This is a genomic window from Paenibacillus taichungensis (assembly GCF_047302525.1).
Taxonomy (GTDB): Bacteria; Bacillota; Bacilli; order Paenibacillales; family Paenibacillaceae; genus Paenibacillus; species Paenibacillus taichungensis_B.
Map to the genome: position 1 here is coordinate 6,782,346 of NZ_CP168020.1, position 18,264 is coordinate 6,800,609.

Sequence of the window (18,264 nt, forward strand, 5' to 3'; positions counted from 1 at the left end):
TGCCGTTCCGGCAGAGGTTTTTATATGTTTTTAGGTGATTGTATTGCTGCCCTTTTGACTCTGGTTGCAATTTAGACAACCTTAAGTTATACTATTTCTTACCGTGCTAGATGGGGAGGTAGCGGTGCCCTGTAACTCGCAATCCGCTACAGCGAGGTTGAATTCCTGCTAGAGGTTTTGTCGATGTGAGGTTTGGTCCCTTAACGTGGTGTTGACGGTTGGGTCCTCCGCAATGAGTACTCATGAACCTGGTCAGGTCCGGAAGGAAGCAGCCATAAGTGAGATCACTCTTGTGCCGGAGGGTCGCCTAGCCCGAGCTATTGTTAAGGGGTGCCGCTTGGATCGCAAATATCGATAGCAGGTGCACGGCTTACCATTAAAACGTAGAGACCTTTGCAGTTGTATGTATGCAGAGGTCTTTTTGATATGTCTAAAAAAACCATGCATGATGAGTCAGATAAAGTTTGGATTCACCCCGGAATATAGTATAATGGGGGAACGACAAAGGACTCGAATGCGAAGTGGAAGGAAGGTAACGCATCATGGAGCATATCGCGTTATACCGGGCTTGGCGTCCCCAGTCGTTTCAAGATATGGTGGGACAACAGCATATTATTCAGACCTTGCAGAACGCGATTCGTGAACAGCGGACTTCCCATGCCTACTTGTTTAGCGGGCCCAGAGGAACAGGGAAGACGAGTGCCGCCAAGATTTTGGCCAAAGCTGTAAACTGCGAGCGCGGGCCTGCACCTGAGCCTTGTAACGAGTGTGAAGCTTGCCGCAGGATTACGACTGGCGCTGTGATGGATGTGCAGGAAATTGATGCTGCATCCAACCGTGGCGTTGAAGAAATCCGTGATCTTCGGGAAAAGGTGAAATACGCCCCGACTGAAGTCCGGCAGAAAGTGTATATTATTGACGAAGTGCACATGCTGACGACAGAGGCATTCAATGCCCTGCTTAAAACATTGGAAGAACCTCCGCCACATGTGATGTTTATTTTGGCAACAACAGAACCCCATCGTCTTCCGGCGACGATTATTTCTCGCTGTCAGCGATTTGATTTTCGCCGGGTGTCCCTGGAAGAACAGACAGCACGACTTACGCTGATCTGTGAACAGGAAGGTATGGAAGCTGATCAGGACGCACTCCAGTATATTGCTCGTCTGTCTGATGGGGGAATGAGGGACGCACTCAGTGTCCTGGATCAGATCTCTTCCTATACAGATGGAAGGGTAACCTATCAGCAGGTTATGGATATGACCGGAGGCATTCCTTCCGAACAGTTTGCAAAGTTGGCTGCTTCTCTGCTTAAGGGCGACGTAGGTCATATTTTGCAAATGATCGAAGGGTTTATGCATGAAGGTAAGAGTGCGGACAAGTGCATGGAAAATCTGCTTTATTATTTCCGTGATTTGCTTATGATTAAGATGGTGCCGGATGCAGATAAACTGACGGATCGGGTGCTTAATCCCGAGTCATTCCGTGATATGGCGGAATCATTCACCAAGGAACAGCTGTTCCAGATGATTGATACTCTTAACCGGTACCAGAGTGAGATGAAATATGCAGTACAGCCGCAGACATTGTTTGAAGTAGCTCTCCTTAAACTGTGCAGTATTCCTGCTCAAGGTGCGTCATCGGGTTCGGCCGGTGCTACTCCTGCTGTATCCGCGCCAGCGGATGGCGGGGAGATCAACCGACTGAAGCAACAGCTTGCTGAACTGGAGAAAAAGCTGGATCGTGCGATTAAGGGTGGTTTGTCTGGGGGAGAAGCTGCATCAAGTGCTCCTTCACGTCCAGCAACAAGAGCTCCGGTGTCGAGAGGTAATTCGCCAGCGAAGCTGCCTGCACAGCTCGATCAGTATGTTGCACGTAAGGGATCTCCTGAGTTTGCGGAGGTCAGCAAGAAGTGGGGACAGATCCTGCAGCGCGTAAAAGAAGAGAAAGTAACCGTTCACGCCTGGTTTATGGATGGTGAACCGGTATCGCTACTGGAAGACAATGTTCTGGTGGCGTTTAAGAACAACATCCACCGTGAAACTACGGAGAAGCAGGCTAATCGCGAAGTGATTGAACGGGTGCTGTCTGAACAACTTGGACGTTCAGCGCGTCTTGTGACGATGATGCTCAAAGATTGGACCGGAGCGATGGAAGGGGCTACTGAAACGCCAAAGGAGGACTTTAAGCTTGAACCTGAGCATGAAGACGGCGGTTCAGGCAACAAGCAGCCTTGGATTGATGAAGCCATCCAGCTCTTTGGTGAGGACCTTGTAGTGATCAAAGAATAGATATACATGCGCCTGGCGCGATAACTATAACAAAGGAGATGAATAATCATGAATAACATGAACCAAATGATGAAACAAGTGAAGAAAATGCAGGAGCAAATGCTGAAGGCACAGGAGGAACTGGCGGACAAAACAGTCCAAGGTACTTCCGGCGGCGGTGTTGTAACTGCTGAAGTTAACGGACATAAGAAATTGCTGGCTATCACTATCAAGCCAGAAGCGGTTGATCCAGAAGATGTAGAAATGCTGCAGGATCTGGTTATGACAGCAGTCAATGACGCAATGACCAAAGCTGATGAAATTGCGAACCAGGATATGGGTAAATTCACAGGTGGCATGAAAATTCCGGGATTATTTTAATTTAAATTGATCCTATCAAAGGAGACGCAATCGATTGTATTATCCCGAACCGATAGCGAAGCTGATTGACGCCTTTACCCGTTTGCCGGGTGTTGGCCCCAAGACTGCAGCGCGACTAGCTTTTCATGTGCTTAAGATGAAGGAAGATGACGTTATTGATTTTGCCAAAGCGCTCGTCAGTGTGAAGCGGAATCTTCATTACTGTTCGGTGTGTTGTAATATTACGGATACTGACCCGTGTCGGATCTGTCAGGACAAATCCAGGGATGTCTCGGTAATCTGTGTAGTTCAGGATTCCAAAGATTTGGTGGCTATGGAGCGTACCAAGGAATTTGACGGATACTATCATGTGCTGCAGGGTGCAATCTCTCCTATGGAGGGAATAGGTCCGGATGATATCCGTCTGAAGGAACTTTTGACCCGTTTAAGCGATGAGCGAGTTAAAGAACTGATTCTGGCTACAAATCCGAATATCGAAGGTGAGGCCACGGCGATGTATATTTCCCGTCTGGTCCGTCCGTTTGAGATCTCGGTGACTCGGATTGCCCATGGATTGCCTGTTGGGGGCGACCTGGAGTATGCGGATGAAGTGACTCTTTCCAAGGCGCTGGAAGGGCGCAGGGAGATGAGATAGTAATGCGTGTTTCTTAATGAGAGCATGCGCCTATAATGATTGATTTCCTAAAAGAAAAGAATAGATAAGTTTGGATTACTTAGAGAGCCCTTTAGGCTCTCTTTTTTTGTTTTAATACTCTTTTTAACGTTGCCAAATGTGAAGTCTCTCATTTCTACTGATGTATGGTTATTAATCCATAGAATTTCGTTGAGATTAAAATAACGATTCATTAAATTATTTAGCTCAGTTCTAAGTTTGTCCTTTCCCTGATATGTATGAGAATATGCTTGTGCTGATCAGGAAGGGGATGGCTTATGTTTATATGGCGAAATGTAGGAAGATCGGTGGAGAAGCGTGAAAGAATGATTAAGGAGATGGAAGAGGACCAGATTTATTCAGACATACAGAAAGCCAAGGCGGAGTGGGAACGGGCTGTCAGACAGTTTGAAGAGGCGCAGGGGCAGGATGAGATCGATTATGCGATCTATGTGCTGGAGGCCGCAGAGCGTAAATATCAGATTCATTTGAAGCGCGCTAAACGTGTAGGGATTAATAAGGCAGTAATAGGTGATCGGGGGATGGGCATGTAGGTGGAGGTGTGATATTCAATTATGGGGGTGCTGAGTATGAAGAGTCTTATATTAGGCTGTGTGCTTGTTGTATCGTTACTAGGGCTGATAATCATCCTATTTAGAAAACGAATTGGGCTATCCTTTTTTACATCATTCGGAATTCATCTGGTACTGGCTGCGGTGGGGATATATGTTGTTAATTATTCAGGGTGGATCACCGGAACCTACATTCCGCTGAACCCTGCCACAATAGGTACTGTAAGCATTCTGGGATTACCGGGTGTTGGGTTATTATTGGGTTTGAAAATTTCTTTGTTTGGGTAGTTGACTCCCTGAATGTTTATATGGTACATTATATCTCGTTGCTTTGCTTGCTTGGTTAAATGCTTTTGACGAAATGAATGAGTTCGCTAAGGACTCGAAAAAAGAATTTCAAAAAAAGCTTGACTGAAACAAACGAAGTATGGTATATTATAAAAGTCGCCGCTGAGAGAAAATGGTGACGAAAAAGCAAGAAAATTATCAAGTTTGATCTTTGAAAACTGAACAACGAGTGAGTAAACATTCTGCTTGCAGAATGAACGCGAAAGTTCGAGACAAGCCTTGGTTTGAATCGACTGGAGCACAAATGAGATTTTTAATCTCGTCAGTTTCAAAATGAGCTTATCGCTCTTTTCAATACTTTATTGGAGAGTTTGATCCTGGCTCAGGACGAACGCTGGCGGCATGCCTAATACATGCAAGTCGAGCGGACTATCAGAGAAGCTTGCTTCTCTGATAGTTAGCGGCGGACGGGTGAGTAACACGTAGGCAACCTGCCCTCAAGTTTGGGACAACTACCGGAAACGGTAGCTAATACCGAATAGTTGTTTTCTTCACCTGAAGAGAACTGGAAAGACGGAGCAATCTGTCACTTGGGGATGGGCCTGCGGCGCATTAGCTAGTTGGTGGGGTAACGGCTCACCAAGGCGACGATGCGTAGCCGACCTGAGAGGGTGATCGGCCACACTGGGACTGAGACACGGCCCAGACTCCTACGGGAGGCAGCAGTAGGGAATCTTCCGCAATGGGCGAAAGCCTGACGGAGCAATGCCGCGTGAGTGATGAAGGTTTTCGGATCGTAAAGCTCTGTTGCCAGGGAAGAACGCTTGGGAGAGTAACTGCTCTCAAGGTGACGGTACCTGAGAAGAAAGCCCCGGCTAACTACGTGCCAGCAGCCGCGGTAATACGTAGGGGGCAAGCGTTGTCCGGAATTATTGGGCGTAAAGCGCGCGCAGGCGGTCATTTAAGTCTGGTGTTTAATCCCGGGGCTCAACCCCGGATCGCACTGGAAACTGGGTGACTTGAGTGCAGAAGAGGAGAGTGGAATTCCACGTGTAGCGGTGAAATGCGTAGATATGTGGAGGAACACCAGTGGCGAAGGCGACTCTCTGGGCTGTAACTGACGCTGAGGCGCGAAAGCGTGGGGAGCAAACAGGATTAGATACCCTGGTAGTCCACGCCGTAAACGATGAGTGCTAGGTGTTAGGGGTTTCGATACCCTTGGTGCCGAAGTTAACACATTAAGCACTCCGCCTGGGGAGTACGGTCGCAAGACTGAAACTCAAAGGAATTGACGGGGACCCGCACAAGCAGTGGAGTATGTGGTTTAATTCGAAGCAACGCGAAGAACCTTACCAGGTCTTGACATCCCTCTGATCGGTACAGAGATGTATCTTTCCTTCGGGACAGAGGAGACAGGTGGTGCATGGTTGTCGTCAGCTCGTGTCGTGAGATGTTGGGTTAAGTCCCGCAACGAGCGCAACCCTTGATCTTAGTTGCCAGCATTTCGGATGGGCACTCTAAGGTGACTGCCGGTGACAAACCGGAGGAAGGTGGGGATGACGTCAAATCATCATGCCCCTTATGACCTGGGCTACACACGTACTACAATGGCCGGTACAACGGGCTGTGAAGCCGCGAGGTGGAACGAATCCTAAAAAGCCGGTCTCAGTTCGGATTGCAGGCTGCAACTCGCCTGCATGAAGTCGGAATTGCTAGTAATCGCGGATCAGCATGCCGCGGTGAATACGTTCCCGGGTCTTGTACACACCGCCCGTCACACCACGAGAGTTTATAACACCCGAAGTCGGTGGGGTAACCGCAAGGAGCCAGCCGCCGAAGGTGGGATAGATGATTGGGGTGAAGTCGTAACAAGGTAGCCGTATCGGAAGGTGCGGCTGGATCACCTCCTTTCTATGGAGAATCGTTTCCCGCGTGGAAACATTCAAATCGCAGACTAGATCTGCAAAAACTACTCACTCGTTGCTCAGTTTTGAGAGCTCAAACTCTCAAAACGTTTGGTGGCGATAGCGAAGGGGTTCCACACGTTCCCATCCCGAACACGACCGTTAAGCCCTTCAGCGTCGATGGTACTTGGACCGCAGGGTCCTGGGAGAGTAGAACGTCGCCAAGCGTAAACCCATTAGGGTTTCAATATGATATATAATGTGGGCCCTTAGCTCAGTTGGTTAGAGCGCACCTCTGATAAGGGTGAGGCCGGTGGTTCGAGTCCACCAGGGCCCACCATGTATACCTTATAATCTAATATGGGGCCATAGCTCAGCTGGGAGAGCGCCTGCCTTGCAAGCAGGAGGTCAGCGGTTCGATCCCGCTTGGCTCCACCAACAAGATTTTACAAGCTTGTTCTTTGAAAACTAGATATCGAAACGAAATTTTGCGATTTAGAACATTCCTTTTTAAGCTGAACTTGTGTTAAACAAGTTTCAATAAATAGTGAAAACTGCATTGCGATGGTATAGAGTGAGAGCGACTTTTGGCTTTGCGCAAGCAAAACAAGGGAAGCGAGCAGTCGAAACCGGAGCAAATATGGTTAAGCTACTAAGAGCACACGGAGGATGCCTAGGCGCTAGGAGCCGATGAAGGACGTGGCGAACAACGAAACTGCCTCGGGGAGCTGTAAGCAAGCTTTGATCCGGGGGTGTCCGAATGGGGAAACCCAGCTGGGGTAATTTCCAGTTACTCATAACTGAATACATAGGTTATGCAGAGGCATACCAAGGGAACTGAAACATCTAAGTACCTTGAGGAAGAGAAAACAATAGTGATTCCGTCAGTAGCGGCGAGCGAACGCGGAGAAGCCCAAACCAGAGAGCTTGCTCTTTGGGGTTGTGGGACGTCTCACATGGAGTTACAAAGGAACCGGTTAAACGAAGAGGTCTGGAAAGGCCCGCCAAAGAAGGTAAAAGCCCTGTACTTGAAAGTTGGTTCTCTCCGAGATGTATCCCGAGTAGTGCGGGGCACGTGAAACCCCGTATGAATCCGGCAGGACCATCTGCCAAGGCTAAATACTTCCTAGCGACCGATAGTGAAGCAGTACCGTGAGGGAAAGGTGAAAAGCACCCCGGAAGGGGAGTGAAATAGAACCTGAAACCGTGTGCTTACAAAAAGTCAGAGCCCGTTTTAGGGGTGATGGCGTGCCTTTTGTAGAATGAACCGGCGAGTTACGTTCCCGTGCAAGGTTAAGGTGAAGAGCCGGAGCCGCAGCGAAAGCGAGTCTGAATAGGGCGACTTAGTACGTGGACGTAGACCCGAAACCGGGTGATCTACCCCTGTCCAGGGTGAAGGTGCGGTAACACGCACTGGAGGCCCGAACCCACGCATGTTGAAAAATGCGGGGATGAGGTGGGGGTAGCGGAGAAATTCCAATCGAACTCGGAGATAGCTGGTTCTCCCCGAAATAGCTTTAGGGCTAGCCTCGGAAAACAGAGTCGTGGAGGTAGAGCACTGATTGGGTGCGGGGCCCGCAAGGGTTACCAAGCTCAGTCAAACTCCGAATGCCATAGACTTACTTCCGGGAGTCAGACAGTGAGTGCTAAGATCCATTGTCAAAAGGGAAACAGCCCAGACCATCAGCTAAGGTCCCCAAGTGTGTGTTAAGTGGGAAAGGATGTGGAGTTGCACAGACAACCAGGATGTTGGCTTAGAAGCAGCCACCATTGAAAGAGTGCGTAATAGCTCACTGGTCGAGTGACTCTGCGCCGAAAATGTAACGGGGCTAAACACACCACCGAAGCTATGGCTTGATGCTTTGCATCAGGGGTAGGGGAGCGTTGTATAAGGGTTGAAGGTGTACCGTAAGGAGCGCTGGACATTATACAAGTGAGAATGCCGGTATGAGTAACGAAAAGATCAGTGAGAATCTGATCCGCCGAAAGCCTAAGGGTTCCTGAGGAAGGCTCGTCCGCTCAGGGTAAGTCGGGACCTAAGGCGAGGCCGAAAGGCGTAGTCGAAGGACAACAGGTCGAAATTCCTGTACCACCGTAAGCCGTTATGAGCAATGGGGGGACGCAGCAGGGTAGTGACGCGGACTGATGGATGTCCGTCTAAGCAGTGAGGCTGATGTGTAGGCAAATCCGCACATCGTAAGGCTGGGCTGTGATGGGGAGCGAAAATTATAGTAGCGAAGGTCATGATCTCACACTGCCAAGAAAAGCCTCTAGCCAGGTGATGGTGCCCGTACCGCAAACCGACACAGGTAGGCGAGAAGAGAATTCTAAGGCGCGCGGAAGAACTCTCGTTAAGGAACTCGGCAAAATGACCCCGTAACTTCGGGAGAAGGGGTGCCCCGGTAGTGTGAATAGCACGAGGGGGCCGCAGTGAAAAGGCCCAAGCGACTGTTTAGCAAAAACACAGGTCTGTGCGAAGCCGTAAGGCGAAGTATACGGGCTGACGCCTGCCCGGTGCTGGAAGGTTAAGGGGAGCGGTTAGGAGCAATCCGAAGCTGTGAACCGAAGCCCCAGTAAACGGCGGCCGTAACTATAACGGTCCTAAGGTAGCGAAATTCCTTGTCAGGTAAATTCTGACCCGCACGAATGGCGTAACGACTTGGGCGCTGTCTCAACGAGAGATCCGGTGAAATTTTAATACCTGTGAAGATGCAGGTTACCCGCGACAAGACGGAAAGACCCCATGGAGCTTTACTGCAGCTTGATATTGAATTTGGGTACGATCTGTACAGGATAGGTGGGAGCCTTTGAAACGTGAGCGCCAGCTTGCGTGGAGGCACCGTTGGGATACCACCCTGATCGTATCTAGGTTCTAACCTGGTACCGTAATCCGGTGCGGGGACAGTGTCAGGTGGGCAGTTTGACTGGGGCGGTCGCCTCCTAAAGAGTAACGGAGGCGCCCAAAGGTTCCCTCAGAATGGTTGGAAATCATTCGAAGAGTGCAAAGGCATAAGGGAGCTTGACTGCGAGACCTACAAGTCGAGCAGGGACGAAAGTCGGGCTTAGTGATCCGGTGGTACCGCATGGAAGGGCCATCGCTCAACGGATAAAAGCTACCCTGGGGATAACAGGCTTATCTCCCCCAAGAGTCCACATCGACGGGGAGGTTTGGCACCTCGATGTCGGCTCATCGCATCCTGGGGCTGAAGTAGGTCCCAAGGGTTGGGCTGTTCGCCCATTAAAGCGGTACGCGAGCTGGGTTCAGAACGTCGTGAGACAGTTCGGTCCCTATCTGTCGTGGGCGTAGGAAATTTGAGAGGAGCTGTCCTTAGTACGAGAGGACCGGGATGGACGTACCGCTGGTGTACCAGTTGTTCCGCCAGGAGCACCGCTGGGTAGCTATGTACGGAAGGGATAAGCGCTGAAAGCATCTAAGCGTGAAGCCCCCCTCAAGATGAGATTTCCCAGTATGTAAGACCCCTTGAAGACGACGAGGTAGATAGGCTGGGGGTGGAAGTGCAGCAATGCATGGAGCTGACCAGTACTAATCGGTCGAGGGCTTATCCAATATGCAAGTTGTAAATCGCACATTTCGTTTCGGATCTAGTTTTCAGGGAGCAATCCTTGTAAGAATTTTTCATGATTGTCTATTTGGAGAGATACCCAAGTGGCTATAAGGGGACCCTCTGCTAAGGGGTTAGACTGCGTAAGCGGTGCGAGGGTTCGAATCCCTCTCTCTCCGCCATCTTTACCTTAAGATGGACAAGCAATCAAGATCAATATTATTAATATGGCGGTGTAGCTCAGCTGGCTAGAGCGTACGGTTCATACCCGTGAGGTCGGGGGTTCGATCCCCTCCGCCGCTACCATATTACCCAGGAGGCTTAGCTCAGCTGGGAGAGCATCTGCCTTACAAGCAGAGGGTCGGGGGTTCGATCCCCTCAGCCTCCACCATATACGCCGGTGTAGCTCAACTGGTAGAGCAACTGACTTGTAATCAGTAGGTTGGGGGTTCAAGTCCTCTCGCCGGCACCATTAATGCCTGGAACCGTGGTGTAGTTGGCCTAACATGCCTGCCTGTCACGCAGGAGATCGCGGGTTCGAATCCCGTCGGTTCCGCCATTAATCTAAAAATTAAATAAGGCTCGGTAGCTCAGTCGGTAGAGCAGAGGACTGAAAATCCTCGTGTCGGCGGTTCGATTCCGTCCCGAGCCACCATGTAATCCTGGAGGATTAGCGAAGCGGCCAAACGCATCAGACTGTAAATCTGCTCCCGTACGGGTTCGGTGGTTCGAATCCATCATCCTCCACCAGTTTTTCGAGTCATTAGCTCAGTTGGTAGAGCACCTGACTTTTAATCAGGGTGTCGAAGGTTCGAGCCCTTCATGACTCATCTTTTGAAAAAGAGTGATTGATCATTAATTTGATTAATCACTCTTTTTTGTTATAGATAAATAAATTAATAATCTGGGAACGCTGATAAAGACTGAAAAAGGCGATGCTGTGCAAGATATGATAAAATAATAGAAAAAAGCAGAGTGGTGGCGTTCATTATATGAAGCTCATACCTGATCTAAAACAACAAATCGAAGCAATTATAGGTACTACATTGGACGAATCCGTGATAACTATAGAAGAATGGAATCAATATGGATTAAACTCAACTCACCGTAGAACTGTTCCAGTGGCTCATAATACTCTTACAAAAGAGGCTGAAGGTTTCTTACGTGATGATGAGATGATGGATGATTTGGCTACGGATGTAAGCAGTTGGCGTACAGAAGACCATATATATTTTAAAGTCGGGATGAACGAGGAAGAAGGGACTGTTTTATATTGGGGATGCTCTGTTGACACCGTTACGCTGGAAGTACAGCGTTTAATTGAACTTCTCATTAGAAGTCATAGGGAATCGCTAGATGAAGAACAGCCTGTGATATATGAAAACGATAGAGAACAACAGCTTGCTGAATTGGGACAGTGGCTTCGGAAGCAGATTGAGCAAAAAGTCCAGCAGGAACCTATTCCGGATCATTTTTCACTGGATGGAGAATTGAGTACAGAGAAAATCCCATTTTTGCTGCAATGTGAGACACCTGATGCTCATCGCATTCGTTCGAAGGAATTGAACAAGTTACTCGAAAGTTACTTCGGTGAAGAGATTATACTGATTCCTGTGGGAGCGCAGGAGTGGGTGTTTCTGGGTGATGAACAGATTGTCACAGGCGAAGCTGAAGAGGATACGACGGAAGCCAGAAAGGATTTACTGAATGCCTTTTGTCAGGGGCTCTATGAATTGGTTGCCAGTGAATGGGCGGGTGTATTTCATTTGTCTGCATCCTTACCGTGTATCCCTGCAAAGCAGCTATCTCCTGTCACGGCACTTCTTCAAGAGAGTGTTCACTTGGGCAGGGCTTTCCATGTCGCACAACACATCCATCTCCCTTGGGATCTGCACCTCGAACGTTTGGTAGATAGCATTCCTGTGCAACAGCGTCTACGTTTTATACAGGAAACGGGGAAAGGCACTGTGTTGTTTAGTGATAGTGAGACACTGGCTACGCTGGAGACCTTCTTCAATCTTGATTGTAATGTCAGCGAGACGGCAAAGCGACTCTTCATTCATCGAAATACCTTGGTATATCGTTTGGATAAGATCAAACAGGAGATTGGATATGATGTCAGGAACTTCGAAAGTGCTGTTCTGGTGCGACTTTTATTGCTTATGTACAAAGTGACGAAAAAGCTTTGATATTTTTGTGCAGTTTGCGAATAGTCAAACATCATGTAAATGGGTTAATATAAAACTACAAAATGTATTCGATTACAAAATGATCTCTGAGGAGGCAACAATCATGGCTGGTGTACGTTTAGAGCATATTTTCAAAAAATACCCGGGTTCTGATAAAGCTACAGTAGTTGATATTAACCTGGACATTAAAGATAAAGAGTTTCTGGTACTGGTAGGTCCGTCCGGTTGTGGTAAATCAACAACACTGCGTATGATCGCAGGCCTTGAGGAAATTTCTGAAGGTAAACTCTATATCGGCGACCGTGTCGTTAATGATGTTGCTCCTAAAGACCGCGATATCGCGATGGTATTCCAATCCTATGCCTTGTATCCGCATATGAGCGTATACCAAAACATGGCGTTTGGTCTGAAATTGCGTAAAGTGAAAAAAGATGAGATCGACAAACGTGTACGTGAAGCAGCTAGAATCCTGGACATCGAGCATTTGCTTGAGCGTAAACCTAAGGCATTGTCCGGTGGTCAACGTCAGCGTGTCGCTCTGGGACGTGCGATCGTCCGTGATCCACAAGTATTCTTGATGGATGAGCCTCTCTCCAACTTGGATGCGAAACTGCGTGGTCAAATGCGTGCTGAGATCACTAAACTTGCGAAACGTTTGGAAACAACCGTTATCTACGTAACGCATGACCAGATCGAAGCAATGACAATGGGTGATCGAATCGTTGTTATGAAGGATGGTATCATCCAACAAGCAGCTTCTCCGGAAGAGCTTTACAACCTCCCTGCTAATCTGTTCGTAGCTGGTTTCATCGGTTCCCCGACAATGAACTTTATCTCGGGTAAATTGGCTGAGCAAGGTGCTAGCATGCATTTCGTAGCTCCTGGTGTGGACGTTGAAATCCCACAAGGTAAAGCACAAGTGCTGAAATCAAGAGGATACATTGGTAAAGAAGTCATTCTGGGTGTTCGTCCAGAAGACATTCACGAAGAGCCAGTATTCCTGGAAGCATCCCCGAACTCTGTATTCTCTACACACGTAGATGTAACAGAGAACCTGGGTCACGAAATGCTCCTCTACCTGAGCGGTGTAGGTAACGACACTACAATCGCACGTGTAGACGGACGTTCCAACACTCGTGATGGTTCCACAGTCAAAATGGCAATTGACATGAACAAAGTTCATATCTTTGACAAAGAGACTGAAGCAAACGTTCTTCTTCAAGACTAATAGTACTGAGATTCATCGGTAACGATGGAATCTATCAGTTAACGCAATCATACATTGTAATCTGAGCCCCTTCCGTTATTGCTGGAAGGGGCTTTTTACTCATACACGGGTGCAAGCCAAGATTGCATTCATCCCGGAATTCATTTAAGATTATTTGAAGGTTAGATGCTGTAACAAACAACATGAATGCGCTATTAATGCAATGGAATGACGCTAATGCTGATGTACATAGAGGGCAGCGAATGCTGAAAGGAAGAGACAAATGGCGAAAAAAGTGAAAGTATCTGAATTGGTACAACAGTTCCAATTGGAAGTTGTTTCTGGATCCCACGGATTGAAGAGAGTCATTACTGTAGACGATTTGAACCGTCCTGGTCTGGAAATGGCCGGTTATTTTGAATATCATCCACAAGAACGGGTACAGCTGCTTGGTAGAACAGAGCTGGCCTTTTTTGCAATGTTGCCGGAAGATGAGCGCCGTGATCGGATGCAGCGCCTTTGTACGGAAGAAACGCCATGTATCGTAGTAACCCGTGGACTTGAAGTGCCACAGGAACTGATTGACATCAGTGAAGAACAGAACCTTGCTGTGCTTCGCAGCAACATGGCTACAACGATTCTGTCCAGCCGGATTACTGGATTTCTGGAGAAGAAACTGGCGCCTACCGCAACGATTCACGGTGTACTCTGTGATGTGTATGGAGTAGGGATGTTAATCACCGGAAGCAGTGGCATTGGTAAGAGTGAGACTGCACTGGAACTGGTGAAACGTGGTCACCGATTGATCGCCGATGATGCGGTAGAAATTCGTCAGACATCAGACTTCCAGCTGCACGGAACTGCGCCAGAATTGATCCGTCACCTGCTTGAGATTCGTGGCGTCGGCATCATCAACGTAATGACATTGTTCGGTGCGGGCGCGGTTCGTAATAACAAACGGATTACACTGGTTGTCCGTCTGGAAGCTTGGCAGCAGGATAAGCAATATGATCGTCTTGGTCTGGATGAAGAAACGACACGCATCATTGATACAGATGTACCGCTTGTAACGATTCCTGTGCGTCCGGGACGGAACTTGGCTGTTATCATTGAAGTAGCGGGAATGAACTATCGCTTGAAACAGATGGGTCTGAATGCTGCGCTGCAATTTACGAACAAGCTGACAGCAACGATCTCTGAAGATATGGAAGACATGGACTAAGAAGAGAAGGACCTATTATATGATTAAAGGCCAATTGTTGATGTGTTCTACTTCTTTATAGAGTGTTGGAGACATGCAGCAATTGGTTATGCTTGTGAATGAGTCAATTTATAGGAGTGTGAATGAATGGATACATTATTACTGTTGAACCCGATTGCGTTCTCCATCGGAGCGTTAAAGGTTCACTGGTACGGGCTTATTCTCGGTACAGCGGCCCTTGTAGGTTTGCTGCTCGTCATCCGGGAAGGCAAACGGTACAACATTCCGCAGGAAGTGTTCATGGACATGGTTCTGCTTGGTGTACCTTCTGCCATTATTGGTGCCCGCATATACTACGTGGCATTTCGATGGGACGATTATAAGGATAATTTCTGGGATGTCTTTAAAATATGGAATGGTGGTATCGCCATATATGGCGCACTGATTGGTGCGATCATATGTGCAGTCATTTTCTTCCGTCGTAAAGGGTATAATTTCTGGCGCATGGCGGATATCTGTGCACCCGGACTGATCGTTGGACAAATGATCGGACGCTGGGGTAACTTTGTAAACCAGGAAGCCTATGGCGGTCCTGTGGAAGAATCATTTTTGAGAGACAAGCTTCATCTGCCAGACTTTATCGTTAATCAGATGAATGTGGAAGGTGTATTCCATCATCCTGCATTTTTGTATGAATCGATGTGGAGTCTTGTTGGTTTGGTCATCTTGCTGGTGCTTCGTCGTCAGAAGTTCCTGCGTGCTGGTGAGCTGTTTATGTCCTATTTTATCTGGTACTCGATCGGTCGATTCTTTATCGAAGCGCTGCGTACCGACAGTCTGGGATTTCAGGCTCCGCAATGGGTTGCCTCCATGGTTAATGGGTTATGGTCTCCGATGACAGCTATGGGCTTCGAGCAAGGATATCTTGATCCAGCCTACGGTAACGTAAGAATTTCGCAGCTGTTGGCTATTGGCATCATTATTGTTGCGGTAGTCTTCATCGTCGTGAGAAGAATGACAGGCAAGGCAGATGTACGTTATAGCGATCCGATTGTATCTTCCAAGGTTCCTTCAGAATCATCGGATGATATGGTGCAACCAGGCCCGGTTGCAGGCAAAGAGGACACGGTAACTCCAGTCTCGACCAAAGAGGATCTGAAGCAAGCTGAAGAGAAAAAGGAGTAATGCAACATGATTGACACGGTTTTGTTTGATCTGGATGGAACGATTATCGATACGAATGAACTAATAATCAACTCTTTCCTTCATGTAATGGAGGATTTGCAATTATCAACCCCTTGGACACGCGAACAGATCATCCCACATATGGGAGGAACACTGGAGAATCAGATGCGTACGTTCTCTGGGAAAGAGGATGTTGCGGAGTATGTCAAAGGGTATCGAGCGTACAACGACGTTCATCATGAGGCGATGGTTCAGCCGTTTCCTCACGTGATTGAGGTTGTTGAAGCTCTTCATGAGGCAGGAATCGTGATGGGTGTTGTCACGACGAAGATTCGTCCATCTACTCTTAAGGTGCTGGAGCGCTTCGACCTGTTGAAGTATATGAAATCGATTGTGACGGTTACCGATGTAACAAATCCCAAACCGCATGCTGAACCGGTCCTAAAGGCGATCGAAGAGTTGGGTGCAGATCCTTCCAAAACTTTAATGGTGGGTGACAGCCCAGTCGATATTCAATCGGCACAGAACGCGGGTGCGCTGGCGGCAGGCGTAGCTTGGTCCCTTAAGGGAGAGGCTGTATTGAGCGGCTATAACCCGGATTATATTTTGCACGACATGAAGGACTTGCTTAAGCTGATTGAAACGGAACGTTCATGAGAAAAGTAACCCGCTATCCCGTAGAAGGTCATAACGCACTTTGGCATATCTACAAGACAGTGAGTCCGTGGAAAGGCGTGCGTAATTTCATCTGGATTCAGTTGTCACGGTACTGCCCGATTCTATCGGTCAAGAACTGGATCTATCGTCGCATGCTCGGCATGAAGGTGGGTAAACATACGGCATTTGGATTGATGGTTATGGTTGATGTGTTCTTTCCGGAGAAAATTACGGTGGGCGAAAATTCCGTGATTGGTTACAACACCACGATCCTGGCTCACGAGTATCTTATTAAAGAGTACAGACTCGGTGAGGTGATTATCGGGGAAAATGTACTGATCGGTGCAAATTCAACCATCCTGCCGGGTGTGACCATCGGAGACGGTGCGGTTGTAGCTGCAGGAGCAGTTGTTCATAAGGATGTAGCTCCGGGGGCTTTTGTTGGAGGGAATCCACTTCGTGATCTGTCTCGCTCGAATGCTTCAGCGGAGGAGATCGTTGTAAAGGCTGATGAAAACAAATGATTTTGGGAGACGGCCTACGGACATATCTGAAAAGATCATCAACAAAGGATACGGAAATTAACCTGAATTGGTTCAGTCAGGGGAAGAGCAATAAGTCGAACTGACTGGAATAAGGAAGCTGCTGATGGCAGCTTTTTTCGTATACACATAATTAGACTAATCTCCAGCAGTGGGATCAAAATGGAGGATGTAGTACAAGCACCCCAAAGGGGCTGTATTGTTGACGATGGATGGCCATTCATGTTATCATATCCCATATCCTTTAGTTTGTTAGCACTTTACCATGTTAAAGAAACAAGATGGAAGTTGAATATAGTTAAGATAAATGAACACGTACTAAACATTTTCTGAAGGCTGCCTGGCAGCAACAATAAGAATTCAAGTTACAAGATAGAATGGGGATTTACACTACATAAATCCTGTTGAAATAGAACGTCTACCAATCTTAAATTACTGACTCGGGGTGAATAATACCAATGTCCAAACCAAAAGGCTTTGAAAAACCGACAGGTTTTCGTGACTATACACCACATGTGGTGACCAAGCTGCGAACCATTGAGCGGAATGTACTGGAATGCATGGAACGCTGGGGTTACCGTCAAATCATTACGCCAACGATTGAATACTACGATACCGTAGGTGTAGCGAGTTCCACATCGGATCGCAAGCTGTTTAAATTATTGAACAGTCGCGGGACTACGTTGGTGCTAAGATCAGATCTGACAGCTCCGATCGCACGGGTGGTCTCTTCTCTATTGAAGGATGAGGAGCTTCCTCTGCGTCTATCCTATCATGCGAATGTGTTTCGTTCCATTGAAGAGGAAGCAGGACGTGAGGCGGAATTTTTCCAAACGGGTGTAGAGCTTGTCGGTGATGATTCGCCAGAGGCAGATGCAGAAGTTGTAGCACTTGCGATCGCTTCTTTGCAGGCAGCGGGTGTGTCTTCCTTTAAAATTGCGATGGGTCATATGGGATTTCTGAACGGGTTACTGGAAGAAGTCATTCCGGGTCAAACGGTACAACAGGAGCAGTTGAAAGAAGGATTGCTGGGACGCGATTATGTCGGCTATCGCCAATCCATTGAGGCATTGAATCTGGAACCGAAACTGAAGGAGCAGCTTGAAGCCATTTTGCGTCTGCGTGGCGGTAAAGAGGTATGTACACACGCAGCAGAGCTGAGTTCAAGTATTGAAGCAGCACAGTCCATTGCACATCTCTGTGCAGTATTCGAAGTGTTGGAAGCGTACGGTGTGTCTGAGCATGTGTTGATTGATCTGACGATGATTGGTGATTTCTCCTATTATACAGGCATGACGTTTGAGGGGTATGCGGCAGAGCTCGGATCCCCGGTATGCAGTGGCGGACGATATGATAATCTGTTACAGCAGTTTGGTCGTTCATTACCGGCTACAGGGTTTGCACTCAAAACGAACCGGATTATCGATGGTGTTCATGGAATTACGATGGAAGAGAAGAAGCCTGTACTTATTCAATATACCTCGGAACGCCGGGCTGAGGCTCTAACGGAGGCGGCGAGACTACGCAGCATCGGTCAAAATGTAGTAACGCACCTCATTCCTAAAGATGGGGCAGAGGCTCTAACAGGCAACAAATCAATTCAGGGTGAGCAGGATATCACGTACGGATCTGAAAATGGAGGGGGACGCTGAG

Annotated in this window: 12 protein-coding genes, 10 tRNA genes, 3 rRNA genes and 1 other RNA gene; all 26 read left to right on the top strand. The window is 48.0% G+C overall.

What is annotated here, in order from left to right; all coding sequences use genetic code 11:
• The first annotated feature begins 101 nt into the window (after nucleotides 1-101).
• The 26 genes from ffs (at nucleotide 102) to ACDJ58_RS30740 (ending at nucleotide 18,263) form a co-directional block, all read left to right on the top strand.
• Nucleotides 102-369: signal recognition particle sRNA large type (gene ffs, locus ACDJ58_RS30615), an RNA gene on the top strand.
• Nucleotides 370-542: 173 nt separating this feature from the next.
• Entirely contained in the window at nucleotides 543-2,291 is a 1,749-nt protein-coding gene (gene dnaX, locus ACDJ58_RS30620; protein WP_413374430.1) for a DNA polymerase III subunit gamma/tau, read from the top strand.
• A gap of 48 nt (nucleotides 2,292-2,339) precedes the next feature.
• A complete protein-coding gene (locus ACDJ58_RS30625; RefSeq protein WP_024628773.1) occupies nucleotides 2,340-2,651 on the top strand; it encodes a YbaB/EbfC family nucleoid-associated protein in 312 nt (103 codons plus the stop codon).
• A gap of 34 nt (nucleotides 2,652-2,685) precedes the next feature.
• Nucleotides 2,686-3,285, top strand: coding sequence for a recombination mediator RecR (gene recR, locus ACDJ58_RS30630; RefSeq protein WP_053779059.1), 600 nt, complete (start codon nucleotides 2,686-2,688; stop codon nucleotides 3,283-3,285).
• Between the two features lie 296 nt (nucleotides 3,286-3,581).
• On the top strand, nucleotides 3,582-3,857 hold the full coding sequence (locus tag ACDJ58_RS30635; protein ID WP_413374431.1) for a DUF2508 family protein: 276 nt from the start codon (nucleotides 3,582-3,584) through the stop codon (nucleotides 3,855-3,857).
• A gap of 36 nt (nucleotides 3,858-3,893) precedes the next feature.
• Nucleotides 3,894-4,163: a pro-sigmaK processing inhibitor BofA family protein gene (locus tag ACDJ58_RS30640; protein ID WP_413374432.1), complete on the top strand. Its 270-nt coding sequence runs from the start codon at nucleotides 3,894-3,896 to the stop codon at nucleotides 4,161-4,163.
• 359 nt (nucleotides 4,164-4,522) lie between these two features.
• Nucleotides 4,523-6,074, top strand: a 16S ribosomal RNA gene (locus ACDJ58_RS30645).
• Nucleotides 6,075-6,177: 103 nt separating this feature from the next.
• Nucleotides 6,178-6,294 (top strand): 5S ribosomal RNA (gene rrf, locus ACDJ58_RS30650).
• Nucleotides 6,295-6,330: 36 nt separating this feature from the next.
• Nucleotides 6,331-6,407: transfer RNA gene (locus ACDJ58_RS30655), tRNA-Ile, on the top strand.
• A gap of 22 nt (nucleotides 6,408-6,429) precedes the next feature.
• Nucleotides 6,430-6,505 (top strand) — tRNA-Ala (locus tag ACDJ58_RS30660).
• A gap of 204 nt (nucleotides 6,506-6,709) precedes the next feature.
• Nucleotides 6,710-9,635, top strand: a 23S ribosomal RNA gene (locus tag ACDJ58_RS30665).
• The 16S, 23S and 5S rRNA genes sit together here with 10 tRNA genes alongside, the layout of an rRNA operon.
• 85 nt (nucleotides 9,636-9,720) lie before the next feature.
• Nucleotides 9,721-9,812 (top strand) — tRNA-Ser (locus tag ACDJ58_RS30670).
• 47 nt (nucleotides 9,813-9,859) lie between these two features.
• Nucleotides 9,860-9,936 (top strand) — tRNA-Met (locus ACDJ58_RS30675).
• Nucleotides 9,937-9,945: 9 nt separating this feature from the next.
• Nucleotides 9,946-10,021, top strand: a tRNA-Val gene (locus ACDJ58_RS30680).
• A gap of 5 nt (nucleotides 10,022-10,026) precedes the next feature.
• Nucleotides 10,027-10,102: transfer RNA gene (locus ACDJ58_RS30685), tRNA-Thr, on the top strand.
• Nucleotides 10,103-10,111: 9 nt separating this feature from the next.
• A tRNA-Asp gene (locus tag ACDJ58_RS30690) sits at nucleotides 10,112-10,189 on the top strand.
• Between the two features lie 20 nt (nucleotides 10,190-10,209).
• Nucleotides 10,210-10,285: transfer RNA gene (locus ACDJ58_RS30695), tRNA-Phe, on the top strand.
• 9 nt (nucleotides 10,286-10,294) lie between these two features.
• Nucleotides 10,295-10,380 (top strand) — tRNA-Tyr (locus ACDJ58_RS30700).
• A 7-nt stretch (nucleotides 10,381-10,387) separates the two neighbouring features.
• Nucleotides 10,388-10,460: transfer RNA gene (locus tag ACDJ58_RS30705), tRNA-Lys, on the top strand.
• A 162-nt stretch (nucleotides 10,461-10,622) separates the two neighbouring features.
• Nucleotides 10,623-11,819: a PucR family transcriptional regulator gene (locus ACDJ58_RS30710; RefSeq protein ID WP_413374433.1), complete on the top strand. Its 1,197-nt coding sequence runs from the start codon at nucleotides 10,623-10,625 to the stop codon at nucleotides 11,817-11,819.
• A 103-nt stretch (nucleotides 11,820-11,922) separates the two neighbouring features.
• Nucleotides 11,923-13,047 (top strand): ABC transporter ATP-binding protein, encoded by a 1,125-nt coding sequence (locus ACDJ58_RS30715; protein WP_063566522.1) that lies wholly within the window; start codon nucleotides 11,923-11,925, stop codon nucleotides 13,045-13,047.
• A gap of 262 nt (nucleotides 13,048-13,309) precedes the next feature.
• Nucleotides 13,310-14,248 (top strand): HPr(Ser) kinase/phosphatase, encoded by a 939-nt coding sequence (gene hprK, locus ACDJ58_RS30720; RefSeq protein ID WP_063566521.1) that lies wholly within the window; start codon nucleotides 13,310-13,312, stop codon nucleotides 14,246-14,248.
• Between the two features lie 126 nt (nucleotides 14,249-14,374).
• Nucleotides 14,375-15,412, top strand: coding sequence for a prolipoprotein diacylglyceryl transferase (lgt, locus tag ACDJ58_RS30725; protein ID WP_413374434.1), 1,038 nt, complete (start codon nucleotides 14,375-14,377; stop codon nucleotides 15,410-15,412).
• Between the two features lie 6 nt (nucleotides 15,413-15,418).
• Entirely contained in the window at nucleotides 15,419-16,069 is a 651-nt protein-coding gene (gene ppaX / locus ACDJ58_RS30730) for a pyrophosphatase PpaX (RefSeq protein ID WP_063566519.1), read from the top strand.
• Nucleotides 16,066-16,593 carry an acyltransferase gene (locus ACDJ58_RS30735; RefSeq protein ID WP_413374435.1) on the top strand — a complete coding sequence of 176 codons (528 nt, stop codon included), beginning with the start codon at nucleotides 16,066-16,068 and terminating at the stop codon, nucleotides 16,591-16,593. The genes ppaX and ACDJ58_RS30735 overlap by 4 nt, the downstream gene beginning before the upstream one ends.
• Nucleotides 16,594-17,069: 476 nt before the next feature.
• The gene (locus tag ACDJ58_RS30740) at nucleotides 17,070-18,263 is read left to right on the top strand and encodes an ATP phosphoribosyltransferase regulatory subunit (protein WP_413374436.1); all 1,194 of its coding nucleotides are present in this window, start codon (nucleotides 17,070-17,072) and stop codon (nucleotides 18,261-18,263) included.
• The last annotated feature ends 1 nt before the right edge of the window (nucleotide 18,264 follow it).